This is a genomic window from Marinobacterium zhoushanense (assembly GCF_014641945.1).
In the GTDB taxonomy this organism is placed as follows: Bacteria; Pseudomonadota; Gammaproteobacteria; order Pseudomonadales; family Balneatricaceae; genus Marinobacterium_D; species Marinobacterium_D zhoushanense.
Genome location: NZ_BMIJ01000004.1, coordinates 272,406 through 289,678, shown reverse-complemented (window position 1 = coordinate 289,678; position 17,273 = coordinate 272,406). Strand labels below are relative to the sequence as shown.

The following is a 17,273-nucleotide window of genomic DNA, read 5'->3' as shown; positions in this document are numbered from 1 at the left end:
AAAACTGTAAAACTGGACTGTTTCACCCGCTTCGGCAATATAAATCAGAAAATAGATGCGCATCTATGGTGCGTTTGGCTTTCTATTTTGCACGATATTTGTGCACTTTATTGAGGCAGGAGAAACCGTGGAAACAATAAATAGTGCAGTGGAAACCCTGATGCAGAGCGCTAATACCCTGTTTGTCCTGATGGGGGCGATCATGGTGTTTGCCATGCATGCAGGCTTTGCGTTTCTGGAAGTGGGAACGGTCAGGCACAAAAACCAGGTCAACGCTCTGGTCAAGATCATGACCGATTTCGGCTTCTCCGCGCTGGCGTACTTTTTTGTCGGTTACTGGGTTGCATATGGTGTCACCTTCTTTGACGACGCCGCCACGCTTGCACAACAGAATGGCTACGATCTGGTCAAATTCTTCTTTTTGATGACCTTTGCCGCCGCCATCCCGGCAATCGTCTCCGGTGGTATAGCGGAGCGCGCACGCTTTTGGCCGCTGCTGTGCTGCTCGGCGCTGTCGGTGGCATTGATCTACCCGTTCTTCGAAGGGATGATCTGGAATGGCAACTACGGATTTCAGTCGTGGCTCGAAGCTGAGTATGGCGCGCCATTCCATGATTTTGCCGGCTCTGTCGTTGTACACGCCGTTGGTGGCTGGATCGCGCTGGTGGCGGTAGTGCTGCTTGGCATACGTCGTGGCCGCTACCGCGGTGATAAGTTGGTTGCCTTCCCGCCATCCAACATCCCGTTCCTGGCGCTGGGGGCCTGGATACTCTGTATCGGCTGGTTCGGATTCAACGTGATGTCTGCCCAGACCCTGGACGGGATCTCCGGTCTGGTGGCGGTCAACAGCTTGATGGCGATGGTTGGCGGAATCGTGGTGGCGACTATCCTGGGCCGTAACGACCCGGGCTTTATCCATAACGGCCCGCTGGCGGGGCTGGTGGCGATCTGTGCCGGCTCCGATCTGGTTCACCCCATCGGTGCGTTGGTGATCGGTGGTGTGGCAGGGGCGCTGTTCGTCTGGGTATTCACGCTGGTGCAGAATCGCTGGAAGATCGACGACGTGCTCGGTGTTTGGCCGCTGCATGGTCTATGTGGTGTGTGGGGCGGTGTTGCTGCCGGGATCTTCGGCGGAGAGGCGTTCGGTGGCCTCGGTGGCGTCAGTCTGATCTCCCAGCTGCTCGGTTCTCTGGTGGGTGTTCTGGTGGCCGTTGGCGGTGCGCTGCTGGTTTACGGCGGCGTGAAGCTGTTCACCGGACTTCGCCTGACTGAGGAGGAGGAGTTCAACGGTGCCGACCTCAGTATCCACCGTATCGAGGCGACTTCGGACGATCGGCAGAGCTAATCCCTACACCGGGTAAATGGCCGCGCCTGACGCCCATATGCCCGCGGGCATAGCCTAGGTCCGCTGACAAAAAAGCCCGTTCAGTTTCGCCTGAACGGGCTTTTTTATTGTCTATTGCGGTGCTTAGTGGTGATGACCGCCGGGGCCGTGAACATGGCCGTGGGACAGCTCCTCTTCGGTTGCCGCGCGGACTTCGACGACCTCCACATCGAAGCTCAGTGTCTGGCCGGCGAGCGGGTGGTTGCCATCCAGAGTGACGACGTCCTCCTCCACGCTGACCACGGTGACTGGCTGCTGACCCCAGGGGGTTTGTGCCATGAACTGCATCCCGGGCTCGATTACATCGATGCCTTCGAAGTTCGCACGATCCACATCCTGTACCAGCTCCTCTTTCACCGGACCGTAGGCTTCTTCCGGCTCCACGGTTACGCTCAGCTTGTCGCCGACGATCTTGCCTGCGAGCGCATTTTCAAGACCCGGGATGATGTTGCCGGCGCCGTGCAGGTATGCCAGCGGCTCCTGACCTTCCGAGCTGTCCAGTTGTTCGCCAGCGGTGTTGGTCAGACGGTAATGGATAGATACAACGGCGTTCGCTGCAATCTGCATCTTGTTTCTCCTGCTGTTTAGGAGGTGCGTGACCGCACAGACAACCTGCTGGAGCGATGCCGTGAAACCGGGGCTAACCGGCGGGAGACATTTCACGCGGGGGATGACTGAGTGGTTGTGCAGTGCTCCCATAAAGGGTTCAGGCGCAATGCTAACCAGCTCAGATGTACTGTGCAACCTAGATGACTTGAACAGCCTGTCGGGGTGTCGCAAATCGTTTCACCGCACGCATCAAAATGAAACCCCTTGGGCCGCATAATGTCAGTTATAGATATAACGGTGTAAGGGGCGACTTGATGCGCTGGCAAAAGGGGATGGGCAGAGTTGTTGGCTGGTTAGTAACAGGAGTAGTGCTGATGTTGGGCTCGCAATCGGCGGTGGCCGGCTGTCCGCCGGCGCTGGATTTCACTGTACGGACTCTGGCCGGTAAGTCGGAGATAAAGCTCTGCGAGCAATATGCGGGGCAGGTGCTGTTGATCGTCAATACCGCCAGCCGCTGCGCGTTCACCAAACAGTATGATGGCTTGGAGACCCTGTATGCTCGCTACCGTGAGCGCGGTTTCGCGGTGCTTGGCTTTCCCTCCAACGATTTCGGCGGGCAGGAGCCGGGAACGGAGGAGCAGATACAAGAGTTCTGCAGAACCACCTACGGGGTCGAGTTCCCGATGTTCGGCAAGACACATGTGCGCGGGGAGGATATCGACCCGTTCTGGCGCCATCTGGTCGACGTCAGCGGCACCCGGCCGAAATGGAACTTCTATAAGTATCTGATCGGACGTGACGGAGAGGTTGTCGAAACCTATTCAAGTATGACGTCACCGGATAGTAATCGATTGTTAAAGGATATAGAGGCGGCCTTGGCTGAGCCCTTGGAAGCGGAGAGAGGGAGTTTGCAATGAGAATAAAAAATGTCGCAATAATCGGTAGCGGTATAGCGGGTATGCGTGCCGCACAATTATTGAAAGCGGAAGGGTATGCGGTAACGGTATTCGAGAAAAGCAGGGGAACCGGAGGACGTTTGGCCTCGGCTCCACTGGGCGATACCAGTGTGGACCTTGGCTGTGCCATGGTCGAGGCGACTGCGCCCGAATTTGAGCGTTGGCTGATCGCCAGTGGCGCGCAGCCCTGGCGTCCGCGCTGCAGTACGCTGGCGTTCGAAAAGCGTGCCGATCGATCGGGTTGGGTAGGCGTACCCAGGTCCAGCAGTCTGACGCGACACCTGGCGGATGGGGTTGAGTTACGCACGGCAACCACTGTCAGCGTGGTCTGGCCCGATCGTGAAGGGGTCCTGCTGCGTGATAACGCCGGTGAGGCGCTAGGTCATTTCGATGCTGCTGTCGTAGCAGCTCCAGCACCTCAGGCGACGAAACTGTTGGATGCTATCCATAGATTTCGCCAGCAGGCGGAGCAGGTGGCGGTGGTTCCGGTCTGGACTCTGCTGGTATCGCTTGCATCCCGTCCGGCTCGGCTGTCCGAAATCGACTGGTTGGAGGGCGGTCACCCGGTCATTGGCAAACTGGTGCGCGACAGCAGCAAACCCCAGCGTCAGGGCGAGAATTGGGTAATCCAGGCCACGGAAGCCTGGAGTCAAGCGAATGTAAACCAGGAACCGTCCCTGGTGGCCACCGACTTGCGGCGGGCTTTCGACAGGGTGGTTGGTGAGACACCTGCCCTCCTGGAGCAGAGGGTGCACCGTTGGCTCTATGCCCGAGCGGAGCCTGGCCAAAACCGGGACGTGGCGTTATGGGATGAGCAGAGCGGTATCGGTGCCTGCGGTGATTGGCTGTGTGGCGGTGATGTCGAAGGGGCTTGGTGTAGCGCCAACGAACTGGTGGCCAGGATTCTGGCATCGCGATCAAAGGTTGCCTGAAAACCGAATTTACGCCAATGTGGCGCAGGGATTTGGCCAACACAAGGAGTTAGCTTGTCGGACCCACTATTGAATGCGGTAGAGGATGCGCTGAACGCGCTGGAGCGCGTGCTGCTGGGCAAACGCCAGCAGTTGCGACTGGCACTGACCTGCATGCTTTCGCAGGGCCATCTATTAATTGAAGATCTGCCGGGGATGGGAAAAACCACGCTGGCTCACGGCCTTGCCCGGGTACTCGGTCTTGAGGATCATCGAGTTCAGTTCACCTCGGACATGTTGCCGGCCGATATTATCGGTGTATCGGTCTTCGAACCGGCTAGCGGTGAGTTCCGCTTTCACGCCGGTCCCGTTTTTTGTCAGTTGCTGCTTGCCGATGAGATCAACCGCACCACGCCTAAGACGCAGAGTGCATTGCTGGAGGCGATGGAGGAGGGGCAGGTAACGGTTGATGGCCATACCTATCGGCTACCCAAGCCATTTTTCGTCATTGCCACGCAGAATCCTGCCACCCAGTACGGTACCTTCCCGTTACCTGAGTCCCAGCTTGACCGCTTTCTGATGCGGATATCGCTCGGCTATCCGGCACCGGAAGTGGAGCGTAAGCTTCTGCTTGGCGGGGATACCCGTTCCGAATTAAGTACACTGCCGCGCTGTTTGACACCGAATGAGCTGGTCGAGGTACAGCAGCGTTGTGCCACTATTCATGCCTCGAGCAGTGTAATCGACTACCTGCAACGGCTGGTGCAATTTACCCGGGATTCGGAGCTGTTCAGTTATGGTGTCTCACCGCGCGGCGCGCTGGCGCTGCTGCGTTGCGCGCGCACCTGGGCTTGGCTGGAGGGGCGTGCGCACCTGGTTCCCGAGGATATTCAACAGGTGCTCGAACCGGTGATAGGACACCGTATACGGACTGCCGAAGATATCGGCAGCCATGCCGGTACCCGGTTGGTTAACGAGTTGCTGGCGCAGGTCGATGTCCTGGGCTGAGGTTTTCGGCATAGGTCGACTCTCGCGCCTGTTGCGTAACTGGAGCCTGAGGCGCTTCCCGCGCCGCAGAACGGTGAGATTGACGCAGAATCGCATCTATATTCTGCCCACGGCGGCAGGCGTCGGCTTTATATTCCTGCTGCTGATGCTGCTGCTTCTGGCGATCAACTACGAGAGTAACCTGGCCTACGGTCTGACATTTCTCTTGGTCAGCCTGTTCATCCTCTCGATCATTCAAACCTATGCAAATCTGGCCGGGCTGGAAGTGACCGCGCTGCGCGGACACGCCTGTTATGCCGGAGAGCATGCCGGTTTTACCGTTGAACTCAGGGCGGCCAAGGGGCGGGATCATGAGCAGTTGGTGCTGAGCTGGGAGCAGGGCACTCCGCTAACACTGGATCTGACCGATCAGCGGGTGGCGCAAATCGAACTCGCCTGCGCCGCACCGAGACGAGGCTGGCTATACCCCGGACCGCTGAAGCTGGAGACCCATTTTCCACTCGGATTATTCCGGGCGTGGACGTGGCTCGATACCGGACTCAGAGCGCTGGTCTATCCCAAACCCTTACCCTGCCGGGCGCCCGAAAGTGGTGGTGGGGATGGTGCAATGGAGTCGAGACGGACAAGGGCGCAGGGGTTCGAGGATTTTAATGGTTTTTCGCGCTATGAAAACGGTGTCTCCCTGCATCAGGTGGCCTGGAAGGTGTACGCACGAGGTCAGGGGTTGCACGTCAAGCAGTATGCGGGGGCGGCGAGCGACGAGGTGTGGCTGGACTGGGATCGTTGGCCTGCTGTGAGCGAGGAGGAGCGTCTGTCGGGGATCTGTTACTGGGCGCTGGAGTTGACTCAGCGTGAGCAGCCCTACGGCGTGCGTATACCGGGTGTGAGCTTGGCACCGGCTTCGGGAGAGGCCCACCGACTGCGGGTCATGCGAGAGTTGGCGCTGTTCGGACAGGGGGCGTAGAGGTCATGCGACAGATCAGCCGCGCTGCTGTGATATGGCAGTTGATCGCATTTGCGGGCGTTGTGATCCCTCATCTGGCCTGGCTGCCGTTTTGGCTGATAGGGCTCTGCCTTGCTACCCCGGCGGTCCGCTTGATGATTCATACCGGGCGTTGGCCGTTGCCACACTGGTCAGTGAAGCTGCTGTTGATCCTGGTCGTGGCGGCTGGCTTGCTGCTCAGCTTCAGTCGCGAAACCGGCATGGATGCAACCGTGGCACTGCTGGTGGCGGGGTTGGCGCTGAAGATGGTCGAGATCTACCATCGTCGCGATGCGCTGGTGCTGCTCTACGTAGCCCTTTTCGTCTGCGCCACCGCGTTCCTGTACCACCAGAGTATCGCCATGGCACTCTACGCCCTGCTCAATGTTGTGCTGGTGGTCGCCGCCCTGAATAGTATCTATCAGGACCCTCTGCGGACCGATCTGATCCGGCCGCTAAAGCGTTCGTTGCGCCTGGTATCGCTCTCATTGCCGCTGATGTTGGTTTTGTTCATCCTGTTCCCGAGGATCGGGCCGCTCTGGTCGGTATCCATGAATCAGCAGCGTGCACTGTCCGGGCTTTCCGATACCCTGGCCCCGGGTGACATCTCGCAGCTGACGAAATCGGCAGAGTTGGCGTTCAGGGTCAGATTCGACGGTGAGGTACCGGGCCCCGCCCAGCGTTACTGGCGCTCGCTGATCTACAGTGAGTTTGACGGTCGTAGCTGGAGAGTTCCAGGCGACTATGAGCACCGGTACCTAGGGGCGGAAACATTGGCTCAGATACGCAGGTCGCTCAGCTATGAGGTGGTCTATGAACCCTCCAATCGCAACTGGTTGGTAGCGCTGGATCAGCCCTTGTCGGCGCCCCAGGGGATGCGTTTCGGCCCCGGACAGACGCTATATTCGGTACGCAGCGTGGATAGGCGGCTGCACTACCGCTTGAGGTCGGCGCTTGAGTATCGGTTGCAGCCGATATTGTCGGAGCGGGAACGCTCGGCCTACCTGCAACTGCCCAACGAGGGAAATCAGCGCAGTCGAGAAGTTGCAGAACAGTGGTGGCAGGAGGCAGATCAGAACCCGGAGCGATTTGTCGCTATCGTGTTGAGGCAGTTCAGCCGTTCTTTCACCTATACACTGACCCCGCCGCCACTGGGGCAGGAGCCGATCGATCGATTTCTGTTCGATACCCAGCAGGGCTTCTGCGGGCATTATGCCGGAGCGTTGGCGTTTCTGCTGCGTAGCATCGGTGTACCGGCACGGGTCGTGGGTGGTTATCAGGGCGGGGAGTGGAACCCCTACGAGCGCTATATCACGGTCCGTCAATACGAGGCGCATGCCTGGGTCGAATACTGGATAGAAAATAGGGGATGGGTGCGTATTGATCCAACTGCAGCGGTATCGCCCGAGCGTATCGTAGAAACCGCCGATCGGGTGTTCGCCGGGGATCCGGCGTTTCTCGCCGATACGCCCCTGGCGCGCTGGCGGTTTGGTGGTAGTGGCTGGCTTGTCGATCTGCGCCGACAGATAGAGGCGTTGAACTTCAACTGGCATCGCTGGGTGCTGAACTATCAGGGTCAGCAGATGGAGCTACTGGCAGGGTTGATGGGACAGGTCAGTATGCTGAAAATGGTGTTTGCGCTATTGCTCCCGTTCGCCTCGGTCATGCTGGTCATGGCCTGGATGCAGCTCAAGGGGCGCCGCGCCAAGCCCAAGGACCCTATTGACCGAGCCTTACAGCGTTTGATATCGCGGCTTGAGCGTTTGGGCATTCCGCGGCGGACCGACGAAACCTTGCAAAGGTATGCCATACGGGTGGTGACGGAGTATCCGGAGTTGAGCGCCGGTATGGAGTCGCTGGCGCGCCAGGACGAGGCTGTTCGCTATGCCGGCAAGAGTACTCAAAGACGCGACCTGCTGGCCGCTATAAATGATTGTTATCGCGCGTTGCGTACTGTGCGCCGCGTCGATGCTGAGGATAGGGGTAAATAGATGGCGGCAGAGTTGCCATTCAGCTATCAAGTGGTGCGTAGTCGCCGCCGTCGCACCGCATCGCTGATGGTGGATATGGGGCGTGTCGAGGTGAGAGTACCGGCCCTTGCCGACGCTGGGTGGGTCGAGAGCTGGGTACGCAGTAAAGCCGACTGGATTGTGCCGAGACTGGAAACCCAGACTCAGGCGCTTGAGCGCCATGCCGTCGTGATTGAGCAGGGCGGGCGTATTGCACTGGAAGGGCTGGCGTACACTCTGGGCTGGTGCCGAGGTGCTACCTCCGAAGTGGCAATTGCGGATAGGCATCTGCAGCTAACCCTGTCCAGCCGGGTCAGACGGGATGAGACTGACGCCGCCCGTGACTTGCTCAAGCAGTGGATGGTTAAGCGGGCCGGGCAGCGTCTTGTAGCGCGCTGCGGCGAGCTTGGCGAGCAGTGCGGTTTGACGCCGAGTTCGGTACAGATTCGTGATTACCGTCGCAAATGGGGGCAGTGCAATGCGCGTGGCGAGATTGCATTGAACTGGCGGCTGCTGCATCTGCCGCCGGAGCAACGAGATTACGTACTGATTCATGAACTCTGCCATCTCGCCGAAATGAACCACGGACGAGGGTTCTGGGCGCTGGTGGCCCGTCATTGTCCTGACTATCGTCAATACAGGAGCGCTCTTTCAACCGCGTACCCCTATTTGATGTGGTGAATTAGACTTTTGGAGGGTTGTGGTTAGCACACCTTAGGCGCGACCATCTCACTGGCGTAATAGGATAAGGAGTGTCCTCGAAAAACGACGCTACTATAACTAGAAAAATCATCTGCCGATGGTCAGCCATCTGGCGTAAGAGATCGAGAAGGCAATGGGCTTATATACGGCGATAGAAAGAGCACTGTTCAACTCTCTGACCAAAAAGATCGTAGGCAATGTCCTGTTCCTGTTGCTGCCGCACGTAGCGCTGGTGATACTGGGGACTGTCTATGCGGGCAAGATCAGGGAGGCGCTGGGTAAGGCAGGGATCGATCCGGAACAGTTGGCGAGTCTGAGTGGATCCCTCGATAATTTCTGGTTCTACGCACTGGCGACGATCAGCTTTGCAGTGCTCGCCGGCATCGGCACCATCTTCTTCATGCGCCACCTGTTCCTGCGCCCGATACGCGAAATTACCGCAGTGCTGAAGGCGATCAGTGAGAAGGATGGCGATATTTCGGCCACTCTTCCCGATTACACCTACGACGAGATATCGGAAATGGCGCGGGCCTACAACGAATTCTCGGAAAACCTGAAGCGGATTATCGCTGAAACCCGTCGCCGTTCGGTCAACGTCTCGGTCAGTGCCAAGCGGCTGCAAAAGGTGGTGATAGAGGCACAGGGCTCTGCGCATACTCAGGAGGAGCAGGCGCAACTGGTGTTCCAGTCCAGCAGTGAAGCGACCCAGGCGATCGATGAGATCGCCGGTACAACGCTGAGGATCAACGAGCAGAACAGCACCAATATGGAGGAGGTAAGGTCCTCAAATCAGGAGCTGCATACCGTACTCGAGCAGATCGGCTCTATCCGCCAACTGGCCGGAAACTTCCAGGAAACAGTGACATCACTGGGGCAAAACTCCGAAAACATCACCCGTATCCTGTCGATGGTGCAGGATTTCTCCGAGCAGACCAACCTGTTGGCACTGAATGCCTCCATTGAGGCGGCGCGTGCTGGCGATGCGGGGCGCGGGTTCTCGGTGGTGGCTGACGAGGTACGTAACCTGTCGCAGAAGGTAAGCGAGGCGACCACCGAAATCGATACCAATATCGGCCAGATGGCAAAGCTGGTGGGCAATACCAGAGAGGCCGCGCGCGAGATTCTTGACGGTATTGAAAGTACCGAGAAGTTTATCGGTGATACCAGCGAACAGTTCCAGCGCCTGGTGCATGATTTCGAGGAGGTGAACTCCCAGTTGGCGGGTATCAGTGCGGCGATCGATGAACTCTCTTATACCAATAAAGAGTCGCATAGCCACGTTGCTCAGATCACCGAGCTTTCGGCGGGTATCAAGACCGAGATGGAGCAGTCGCTGTCCTATTCCGAACGCCTTGAACTCTCTACCGAGGAAACGCAGGAGCTGTTGTCGCGCTTTATCATCGGCTTCGGCGGCTTCGAAGATATGATTCTGACCGGTCGTAAGTGGGCGCAGCAAACGACGGCGGCGCTCGAGCAGTTGCAGTCCCGGGGCCTGAATCTGTTCGATCATAACTATCGCCGAATCAATGAGGGGCGCAGCCCGGAACAGTTTGAAGTGGGTTATACCCAGGCCTACGAGCAGATGCTGCGTCCGCTGTTCGACAGTTTTATACAGCAGCGACCGGATTTCATCTATGCCATCGCTGTTGATCGCAACGGCTACGCCCCGGCGCATCATACCAAGGTATCGAAGCCGATCTCCGGAAACTTCGAGGTCGATAATGTGCAGTGCCGAAACAAGCGTATTTTTGCCGGCAACCGCGCCGAGAAACGCCGTGCAAGCCACACGGCGCCCTTCCTGATGCAGACCTTCATCCGTGATACCGGTGAGGTGTTGAACGATCTGTCGATCCCGCTCTATCTGAACGGCCAGCACTGGGGCGCACTGATCATGGGTTTTGATCCCCAGCGATTGCTCGATGAGGGCAAATAGCCAGCTTTAAACACTGCTGAAAGCAACAGCAACAGCCACCCTCGGGTGGCTGTTGCGTTTTACAGGTCGCGGTCGGCCACCAGCTGCTGGATGAGCTGCTTGACCATATCGTAGGACAGAGGCTTGCTGCACAGTGCCGAAACGCCGGCGCTTTGGATCGCGGCCAGCCGGCTGCTGTTCTGCTCTGAGGTGATCATCATCACCGGTACGGTTGGCTGAGTGCTGTGGTTGCGGATATGATCCACCAGCTCCAAACCGTCGATGTTGGGCATGTTGTAGTCCGATATGACCAGGTCGAAGGACTGTTCAGCCAAGCACTGTAATGCCTCTGCACCATCCTGAGCTTCAACGATGTTCTGTATGCCGGCGGCGGTCAGTACCTGATGCACGAACTTGCGCGACAGGGCGCTGTCATCCACCAGCAACACCCGCATATCGTCGAACAGGTCGTCGTCCTCTTCGTGCTGCCGGTCGTTGATATAGTGCATGGTGCTCTGCAGCGCACGCATTAGATCGTTTCGACTGAAAGGTTTGGGAAGTATTGCGATAGCGCCCGCCTGACGTATGGGCTCGAGATAACGGTAGTGCGTTTCGGTCGATACCAGCAGAAAGGTGATCTCAGACAGATCGGGGCTTTCGCGCATCTTTGACACCAGCTCGGTGCCGGTCATGTCGGGTAGGTGCATGGACGACATGACGATATCGGGCTTGACCGACTGCATGCGCTCCAAAGCCGGTTCGGCAGACTCAAAATCCTCGATATCGTGGATCCCCAGCTGGCGCAGGCTTTCGATGATGATATGGCGTTGCACCCTGGATGGTTCGATAACCTGTACCAGTAGATCGTCGATGTTCATACTTGATCGTTCTTCTGCAGATTCGTAGCCATGCCGCACCCTGGCGCAGCTTTGTTGCCATTCTAGCACGCTTGTTGAGGCTGTTGACCCTGCTGCTAAAATTGCAGGCCGGTAAAACAGTGCTTTAACTAAATCGGATTGAAGGGATGACGCACGGCGCTTGAGCCGGAACCGGTTCGGTATTCCGTTCAGCTGGCGTTCATCTTGGTTGCAGTCAACTGATAGTCCGCTCCAGATTGGGTGTGCCGGAGCACCACTGTCAGTGGGCGTTGATGGATCTGGCACCGGTCCAGTGTGTGCCAGCTTGATATGTTATGTATCCCTTCCCAAGTTCAACGTGAAATGCATTATAAAGGTCGCCTTGGCGACCTTTCTCTTTGTTGGCGTGTTCAGTTGCGTGCCTAACGGATGCTGCGCACCAGGTAGTCTATCTCTGGGTGGCTCTCCACTGGCGCAGTCAGTGCAGGGGCCTGATACTCGGGCGGCTGGAGCAAGCCTCGGGCCAGCAGTTCCTGCAGCAGTGGAAGGTAGCTGAATCCGGTTTTGCCGATCAGCAGCGCCGAAATATCACCTTGCTGGTACAGTCGCAACGCTTCGCGAAAGCCGCTGAGATAGAGATGGTCCTTGGTAAAACCACCGCCACGATGCACGCGGGCGCTGATGCTGAACGCCTCATCCGGGCTGCAGCCATAGTCCTCCGTTAGCGTACGCCAGGTGCGGCGCAGGTCGTTATGGTGGAGCATCTGGTGTACGGCGATCACCCTTAACGCCAGCGTTTTCAAACGGCCGAGAGTCAGGTGGCCGCAGAGGTATTCGCTCAGTATGGCCAGCCCCTCCTGCGCATGGGTGTTACCGGGGAGGCCGAGACTGAATATCTGCAGAGGTTGGCGGCGGGCGTTTAACGTTGTCACCATGTGGATGCCGAGCTCATGGTGAGCCAGCGCCTGCATCTCTGACTCCGTTACCCGTGCGTCGCGTCTCACCAGTAGTGCGTTGCGCCCGCTTGATACCATGGCGGCGGCGAGTATTCGGTCTGAGAGTTCCGTGCGACAGTGCAGGCCCCACTCCCGGGCACGGCGGCTGAAAAACTCCAGCATCTGCTCGGCACTGCAGCTTTTCTGCTGTTGTTCCTGTTGGCGCTCGGCGGCGTGCAGCAGGAAGCGGGCGTTGGCCAGATCAATGTCGTCAGGCTCACCGTAGTAGCGTAACGAGTTGTACAGGAAGCGCTCGCTGCCGATGCTGACCAGTAGGTCGATACGCTGAGCCAGGGCATCGATCGCTTCGCGATAAAGCTGGCGCAGGGCAGGATCGCGAATCGTATCCACCGGCAAACGGTAGAGTTTCTCCCGATGTGCAAAAGGGTCGATCCGCAACGGGCGATAGCGGAATTCGGGTGCATAACGTCCGTTACTGCGTTGGAAGCGCCTCTGTTCCGCACTCAGGTTGATCGGGTTGATGTACAGCAGGGTTTCCAGGCCGCGGGCAAGCTTTTTCAACGCCCGGTCGATCTTCAGCACCTCCGACGGCAGGCGGTCAGGCAGCAGGTCATGCACGTTTACCGGTCGTCCGGAGTGCTGATGGGCATGGTGAGCGGCGGTATTGAGCAGCGCCTCATGCAGTGCGCTGGCCAGTGCTTCCGTCAGTATGGGGTATACGGCACCACTTTTCGGCTCGCGAAAGATCGGTGAAATTACCAGACTGAGCACACGGGTGTTGGCGTGCCGTCTTTCGATATCGTTGGCGAGCTGGTGGCTCTCCACGTTGTCGGGCCCACTGCTGACGCTGGTGGTTAGCTGAGGCAGCTTTACACGCGCCAGCTGCTTTAACAGCGCTTCGATGAGTGGCTGTTTTCCATCATGTACGCCGGTCTCCGTCGGTATATGGAACAGGCTTGTCGAGTGGTTGCTCAGGGTATGGCTGTGCAGATCCACCACCAGGCAGGCGTCGCCCTTGCTCTCCAGGATATCGATCAGGGCGTCGAGGATACGGTAGAAACGGCGATAACTGCGCTCGGCTCGTTCGCGCATCCGTTTGGTGGGGAGGCGCTGCCAGATGGCGCCGGCGTCGCTATGTTCAGGTAAGCAGTGACTGAGCGGCTGGTTCAGGTCACAGGCCAGCCGCGACTCCTCCTGGATGATGGAGATCGGCATCAGCTCGGCAAGGTGCTCGCAGCCGCGCTCCTCCAGTGCCTGACGCTGTTCGTCGTTAACGGCAAGACGCTCGCCATAGTCATCTGGGAGAGTGGTGCCGGCGTGCAGGACGCAGGCCACCACCGGCAGATAATGATCGATGCGGATCCGCAGGCCGGCGCCGCGTATCCGTGCATGCACGGGGCGGCGCTGACTGATCAGCTCGAGTAAACGGGCTTCAGAGAGTGTTTGCATCGTCTATCGCCTGGCGGAAGGCGTTCTTCTGTCGCTCGACAAGCGCTTTGGCTTCCACCACGTTCTCGACGAAGTCCAGTACCTGACGCTGTAAGCGCACACGATTCAACTTGTTGATACGGACAATACCGCCAGGTGCCATAACGTTCACCTCTATCAACTTGCCGTTAATCACATCCAGCCCGGTAAAGTACAGGCCGTCGCGAACCAGCTTGGGGCCGATTGCGCGGCAGAGTTCCTTATCTTCACGGGTCAGCGTGTGCTTGACCACGCGTCCGCCGGCGTGAACGTTCGAACGCACATCGTTCTCATCCGGGATTCGGCGCATCGCCCCGATCGGCTCGCCGTTGAGCATCAGAATGCGGACGTCGCCATTCTCGGCGCCTTCGACAAACTCCTGCAGGATGACATAGTTGCTGCTGCTACCCGAGCCGACATAGAAATCGAGTAGCGAACGGAAGCTCTGTCGGGCGCTCTTTTCGACCACGATAACGCCCTTGCCGCCGAAACCGTTGAGTGGCTTCAGGATCATGCGATCCCCCGGCGACTCCTGCAGCACTTTCTCAAGATAGTCGCGGTTCTTCGAGACATGGGTTGTCGGCATGTATTTGGCGGCGGGGCCGGTGAAAGCAGCCGTATAGAGCTTGTTGTTGGCAATGCGCATGCCGTTGATGTCGTTCATGATGAAGACATCGTCCTGCACCGAGTCGAGGAAATTGAGGATGATCGTATCCAGCGGCGGATTGAGTCGCACAATAATGACATCGAATCCGGCCAGGGGCAGGCGGCTGCGGCGAAACTCCGCATTGCGGTAAAAACTGGAAAAATTATCCGTTACGCGGCTTTTTTTAGCGAACACATTGCAGAAGGCGCTGGCCACGCTTTCTCGAATAGTCAAACTCGCCGGTGAGGTGATCGCCACGGTATGGCCGCGCTGAACCGCTTCATGCACCATGCGCAGTGTGCTGTCGGTATCGGGTTTTACCTGTTCCCAGGGATACATCAGAAAGCAGATTTTCATACCATTATCCTGTCAACGCGCAATCATCCGAGACGGGAGCTATCGGATCGTCGAGCGCAGAATTATGTGATCGATTTTAGTATTACACGATATTGAGTGTGCGCTGCGCAGGCTGGTAACGGCAGCAGGAGAGCGGCGCAATTGGACGGCAGAAGCGCGTTTGCAGCAAGCAAAAAATGAGTTTTTTAAGTGAAAATTTTTCCTGTTTTTCTTCGTTGTGATGAATTTTAAAGGGGGTGGGCGGCAGTAGGCCGCCCGGAAGGGAGATTAAGGCTGCGGTTTGCTTTGCTCCGGTGGCTGGCGATGATCGGATGACCAGCCCAGGCGCTCGAGTACCGGTGAAAACAGTGCCCTTATCTGTGTTTCGTCGGAGCAGTGGCGTGCCTGTTCCAGCAGCGGAAGCAGATCGGCGTGATGTAGCGAGCGGATCAGCAGTTTGATCTTCGGGATATTGTAGGCGCTAAGGCTAAGGCAGTCGTAACCCAAGGCTACCAGCATCAGCACGGCGACGGGATCCGACGCCATCTCGCCACACAGGGATACCGGCAGATTAAGTTGACGACACTGGCCGAGGATATGCTCGAGCGCAACCAGCATCGCCGGATGCATGTTGTCGAATAGGTTCGATACCCTGGGGTTGTTGCGGTCCACCGCCAGCAGGTACTGCGTAAGATCGTTGGAGCCCACTGATACGAAGTCGATATAGGGAGCCAGCTTGGGCAGCAGCAACATTGCTGAGGGCACCTCGATCATCATCCCGATCTCCGGTATGCCGACCTCGATTCCATCACGTTTAAGTGCTTCGGCCGCTTTCTCCACCAGTTCACGGACGGTCTTGATCTCATCGACACGGCTGATCATCGGCACCAGCAGTTTGAGGTTGCCATGTTCAGCATGGGCACGCAGCATGGCGCGGATCTGGCTGACCAGCAGCTGAGTGTTGTCGAGCGTGAAGCGAATACCCCGCCAGCCTAAATAGGGGTTGCTTTCATTGATCTCAAAATAGGGCAGTTGTTTGTCCCCGCCGATATCCAGCGTGCGCATTGAAACCGGACGCGGCGCATAGGCCTTCAGCACTTTGCTGTAGAGGCGGTATTGCTCCTGCTCCGTCGGGAAGCTGTCGTGGATCATGAACGGGATTTCCGAACGGTACAGGCCGACCCCTTCCGCACCACGCTGAAGCCCCGGAGTGGCGTCAGCGAGCAGACCGGTGTTGGTCAGCAGTTTAACGCGCATACCGTCCAGGGTTTCCGCCGGCATGTCGCGTAATCGATCCAGATCGCGCATGAAGCGCTGCTCCTGATCGATCATGCGCTTATATTCGTTCATCAACGCCTGGGGCGGGTTGACCACGCATTCGGCACGGTTGCCGTCGATGATTACCCTTGCGCCACGATAGTGTTCTGGCTCGAGGCCCTCGACGCCCATGACCGCAGGTATACCCAAGGCGTTGGCCACGATTGCGGTGTGCGATAGCGTGGAGCCGGCGGTGCAAAGCAGGCCTCGGATACGCTGCTGCGGAAAACTCGCCAGGTCGGCGATGCTGATCAGATCGCCAGCAAGAATCAGCTCTTCATCCGGGGCCTCGAGAACCTGCTGGTCACGTTCGAGGATCTGGTTCAGGATCCGCTGTCCTATATTGCGTATATCTTCGCTGCGCGCCTGCATATAAGGATCGCTGGACTGCTCGAACATCGAGGCCATCTCATCGATGGTCTGCTTCAGTGCCCAGTCTGCAGACGCGCCTCCGTTGATCAGTCGCAATACACCCTCACTGAGTTCCGGGCTTTGCAGCATCAGCTCGTAGACGTGGAACAGTGCGCGAACGTCTGCCGGCAGGTGCTGGCCTAATTTGCCGGAACCCGACTCGAGCTCTTTGCGCACGGCTTCGAGGGCGTCGGCAAAATCGCTTTTCTGTTGCGCAGGGTTACTGGTCATCGCCTCCTTGACGTCGGCGAGTGACAGGTGAGGGTGGATCAGCCACAGACGCCCCTGGCCTACTCCGGGGGCACCTTTGATACCGGTATAGCGGCGAAAAGGAGAGACATCCTGAAGGTTGGACATCCACTTGCCGTCCCGATGCAGCTGGTAGAGTGTGCTGCCGAGCTGCGACGCCACGGTGATCAGAAACGCTTCATCCTCGTCGCTGAAAGGTTCGCGCTGATGGCCCTGTATCACCAATACGCCGACCAGTTTGCGCAGATGCAACAGGGGGACGCCGAGGAAACGATGATAGGGCTTCTCATGGGTCTCGGGGATGTAGACAAAACGATCGTCCGATGGTGCATCGGCAAGGTTTACGGCGCTCAATGTGGCGGCGATATGACCTACCAAACCCTCGTTCATGGCCAGGCTCACCTTGCCGACGGCTGCATCGGAAAGGCCCTGCGTAGAAGCAAGTATCAGGGCATCCCGCTCGGGCGTGCATAGATAGATGCTGCATACTTCGACCTCCAGCAGTTCACTAAGACGCTGCACGATCGTTTCCATGATGGCGGCTGGGTCTTGAGTACGGGCGATCTGTTCGACCAGCGCCGTCAGTGTAGCGAGAGGATGAGGCATGTGTGTTAACTCCGA

General features: G+C 57.9%; 13 protein-coding genes. 8 read left to right on the top strand and 5 right to left on the bottom strand.

Annotated elements, in window-relative coordinates:
• Window positions 1–127 precede the first annotated feature (127 nt).
• Entirely contained in the window at window positions 128–1,345 is a 1,218-nt protein-coding gene (locus IEX40_RS11025; RefSeq protein WP_188748175.1) for an ammonium transporter, read from the top strand.
• Between the two features lie 123 nt (window positions 1,346–1,468).
• Here the strand turns inward: IEX40_RS11025 and IEX40_RS11020 are convergent, their stop codons facing one another.
• The gene (locus tag IEX40_RS11020; protein ID WP_188748174.1) at window positions 1,469–1,951 is read right to left on the bottom strand and encodes an FKBP-type peptidyl-prolyl cis-trans isomerase; all 483 of its coding nucleotides are present in this window, start codon (window positions 1,949–1,951) and stop codon (window positions 1,469–1,471) included.
• A 356-nt stretch (window positions 1,952–2,307) separates the two neighbouring features.
• On the opposite strand from IEX40_RS11020, the gene IEX40_RS11015 reads away from it, so the two are divergent.
• The 7 genes from IEX40_RS11015 to IEX40_RS10985 all read left to right on the top strand — a co-directional run bounded on the left by IEX40_RS11015 (window position 2,308) and on the right by IEX40_RS10985 (window position 10,434).
• Window positions 2,308–2,850, top strand: a complete 543-nt coding sequence (locus tag IEX40_RS11015) for a glutathione peroxidase (RefSeq protein WP_188748173.1) — start codon at window positions 2,308–2,310, stop codon at window positions 2,848–2,850.
• A complete protein-coding gene (locus tag IEX40_RS11010; protein ID WP_188748172.1) occupies window positions 2,847–3,821 on the top strand; it encodes an NAD(P)/FAD-dependent oxidoreductase in 975 nt (324 codons plus the stop codon). Before IEX40_RS11015 ends, IEX40_RS11010 begins: the two co-directional genes overlap by 4 nt.
• 54 nt (window positions 3,822–3,875) lie before the next feature.
• The gene (locus tag IEX40_RS11005; RefSeq protein WP_229680711.1) at window positions 3,876–4,808 is read left to right on the top strand and encodes an AAA family ATPase; all 933 of its coding nucleotides are present in this window, start codon (window positions 3,876–3,878) and stop codon (window positions 4,806–4,808) included.
• Window positions 4,795–5,772, top strand: coding sequence for a DUF58 domain-containing protein (locus IEX40_RS11000; RefSeq protein WP_188748171.1), 978 nt, complete (start codon window positions 4,795–4,797; stop codon window positions 5,770–5,772). Before IEX40_RS11005 ends, IEX40_RS11000 begins: the two co-directional genes overlap by 14 nt.
• Before the next feature lie 5 nt (window positions 5,773–5,777).
• The gene (locus IEX40_RS10995; RefSeq protein ID WP_188748170.1) at window positions 5,778–7,781 is read left to right on the top strand and encodes a transglutaminase TgpA family protein; all 2,004 of its coding nucleotides are present in this window, start codon (window positions 5,778–5,780) and stop codon (window positions 7,779–7,781) included.
• Entirely contained in the window at window positions 7,782–8,480 is a 699-nt protein-coding gene (locus tag IEX40_RS10990) for a M48 family metallopeptidase (protein WP_188748169.1), read from the top strand.
• Window positions 8,481–8,634: 154 nt separating this feature from the next.
• The gene (locus tag IEX40_RS10985; protein WP_188748168.1) at window positions 8,635–10,434 is read left to right on the top strand and encodes a methyl-accepting chemotaxis protein; all 1,800 of its coding nucleotides are present in this window, start codon (window positions 8,635–8,637) and stop codon (window positions 10,432–10,434) included.
• A 59-nt stretch (window positions 10,435–10,493) separates the two neighbouring features.
• On the opposite strand, the gene IEX40_RS10980 is transcribed toward IEX40_RS10985, so the two are convergent.
• The 4 genes from IEX40_RS10980 to ptsP all read right to left on the bottom strand — a co-directional run bounded on the left by IEX40_RS10980 (window position 10,494) and on the right by ptsP (window position 17,258).
• Window positions 10,494–11,291, bottom strand: a complete 798-nt coding sequence (locus tag IEX40_RS10980; protein ID WP_188748167.1) for a response regulator — start codon at window positions 11,289–11,291, stop codon at window positions 10,494–10,496.
• Between the two features lie 401 nt (window positions 11,292–11,692).
• The gene (locus IEX40_RS10975) at window positions 11,693–13,675 is read right to left on the bottom strand and encodes a flavohemoglobin expression-modulating QEGLA motif protein (protein WP_188748166.1); all 1,983 of its coding nucleotides are present in this window, start codon (window positions 13,673–13,675) and stop codon (window positions 11,693–11,695) included.
• On the bottom strand, window positions 13,659–14,696 hold the full coding sequence (gene gshB, locus IEX40_RS10970) for a glutathione synthase (protein ID WP_188748165.1): 1,038 nt from the start codon (window positions 14,694–14,696) through the stop codon (window positions 13,659–13,661). The genes IEX40_RS10975 and gshB overlap by 17 nt, the downstream gene beginning before the upstream one ends.
• Before the next feature lie 267 nt (window positions 14,697–14,963).
• Entirely contained in the window at window positions 14,964–17,258 is a 2,295-nt protein-coding gene (ptsP, locus tag IEX40_RS10965; protein WP_188748163.1) for a phosphoenolpyruvate--protein phosphotransferase, read from the bottom strand.
• Window positions 17,259–17,273: the final 15 nt, after the last annotated feature.

Bases quoted from the DNA above. Each gene is read 5' to 3' on its own strand.
- IEX40_RS11020 (WP_188748174.1), bottom strand. From the start codon at position 1,951: ATGCAGATTGCAGCGAACGCCGTTGTATCTATCCATTACCGTCTGACC.
- IEX40_RS11015 (WP_188748173.1), top strand. From the start codon at position 2,308: ATGTTGGGCTCGCAATCGGCGGTGGCCGGCTGTCCGCCGGCGCTGGAT.
- IEX40_RS11010 (WP_188748172.1), top strand. From the start codon at position 2,847: ATGAGAATAAAAAATGTCGCAATAATCGGTAGCGGTATAGCGGGTATG.
- IEX40_RS11000 (WP_188748171.1), top strand. From the start codon at position 4,795: ATGTCCTGGGCTGAGGTTTTCGGCATAGGTCGACTCTCGCGCCTGTTG.
- IEX40_RS10995 (WP_188748170.1), top strand. From the start codon at position 5,778: ATGCGACAGATCAGCCGCGCTGCTGTGATATGGCAGTTGATCGCATTT.
- IEX40_RS10990 (WP_188748169.1), top strand. From the start codon at position 7,782: ATGGCGGCAGAGTTGCCATTCAGCTATCAAGTGGTGCGTAGTCGCCGC.
- IEX40_RS10985 (WP_188748168.1), top strand. From the start codon at position 8,635: ATGGGCTTATATACGGCGATAGAAAGAGCACTGTTCAACTCTCTGACC.
- IEX40_RS10980 (WP_188748167.1), bottom strand. From the start codon at position 11,291: ATGAACATCGACGATCTACTGGTACAGGTTATCGAACCATCCAGGGTG.
- IEX40_RS10975 (WP_188748166.1), bottom strand. From the start codon at position 13,675: ATGCAAACACTCTCTGAAGCCCGTTTACTCGAGCTGATCAGTCAGCGC.
- gshB (WP_188748165.1), bottom strand. From the start codon at position 14,696: ATGAAAATCTGCTTTCTGATGTATCCCTGGGAACAGGTAAAACCCGAT.
- ptsP (WP_188748163.1), bottom strand. From the start codon at position 17,258: ATGCCTCATCCTCTCGCTACACTGACGGCGCTGGTCGAACAGATCGCC.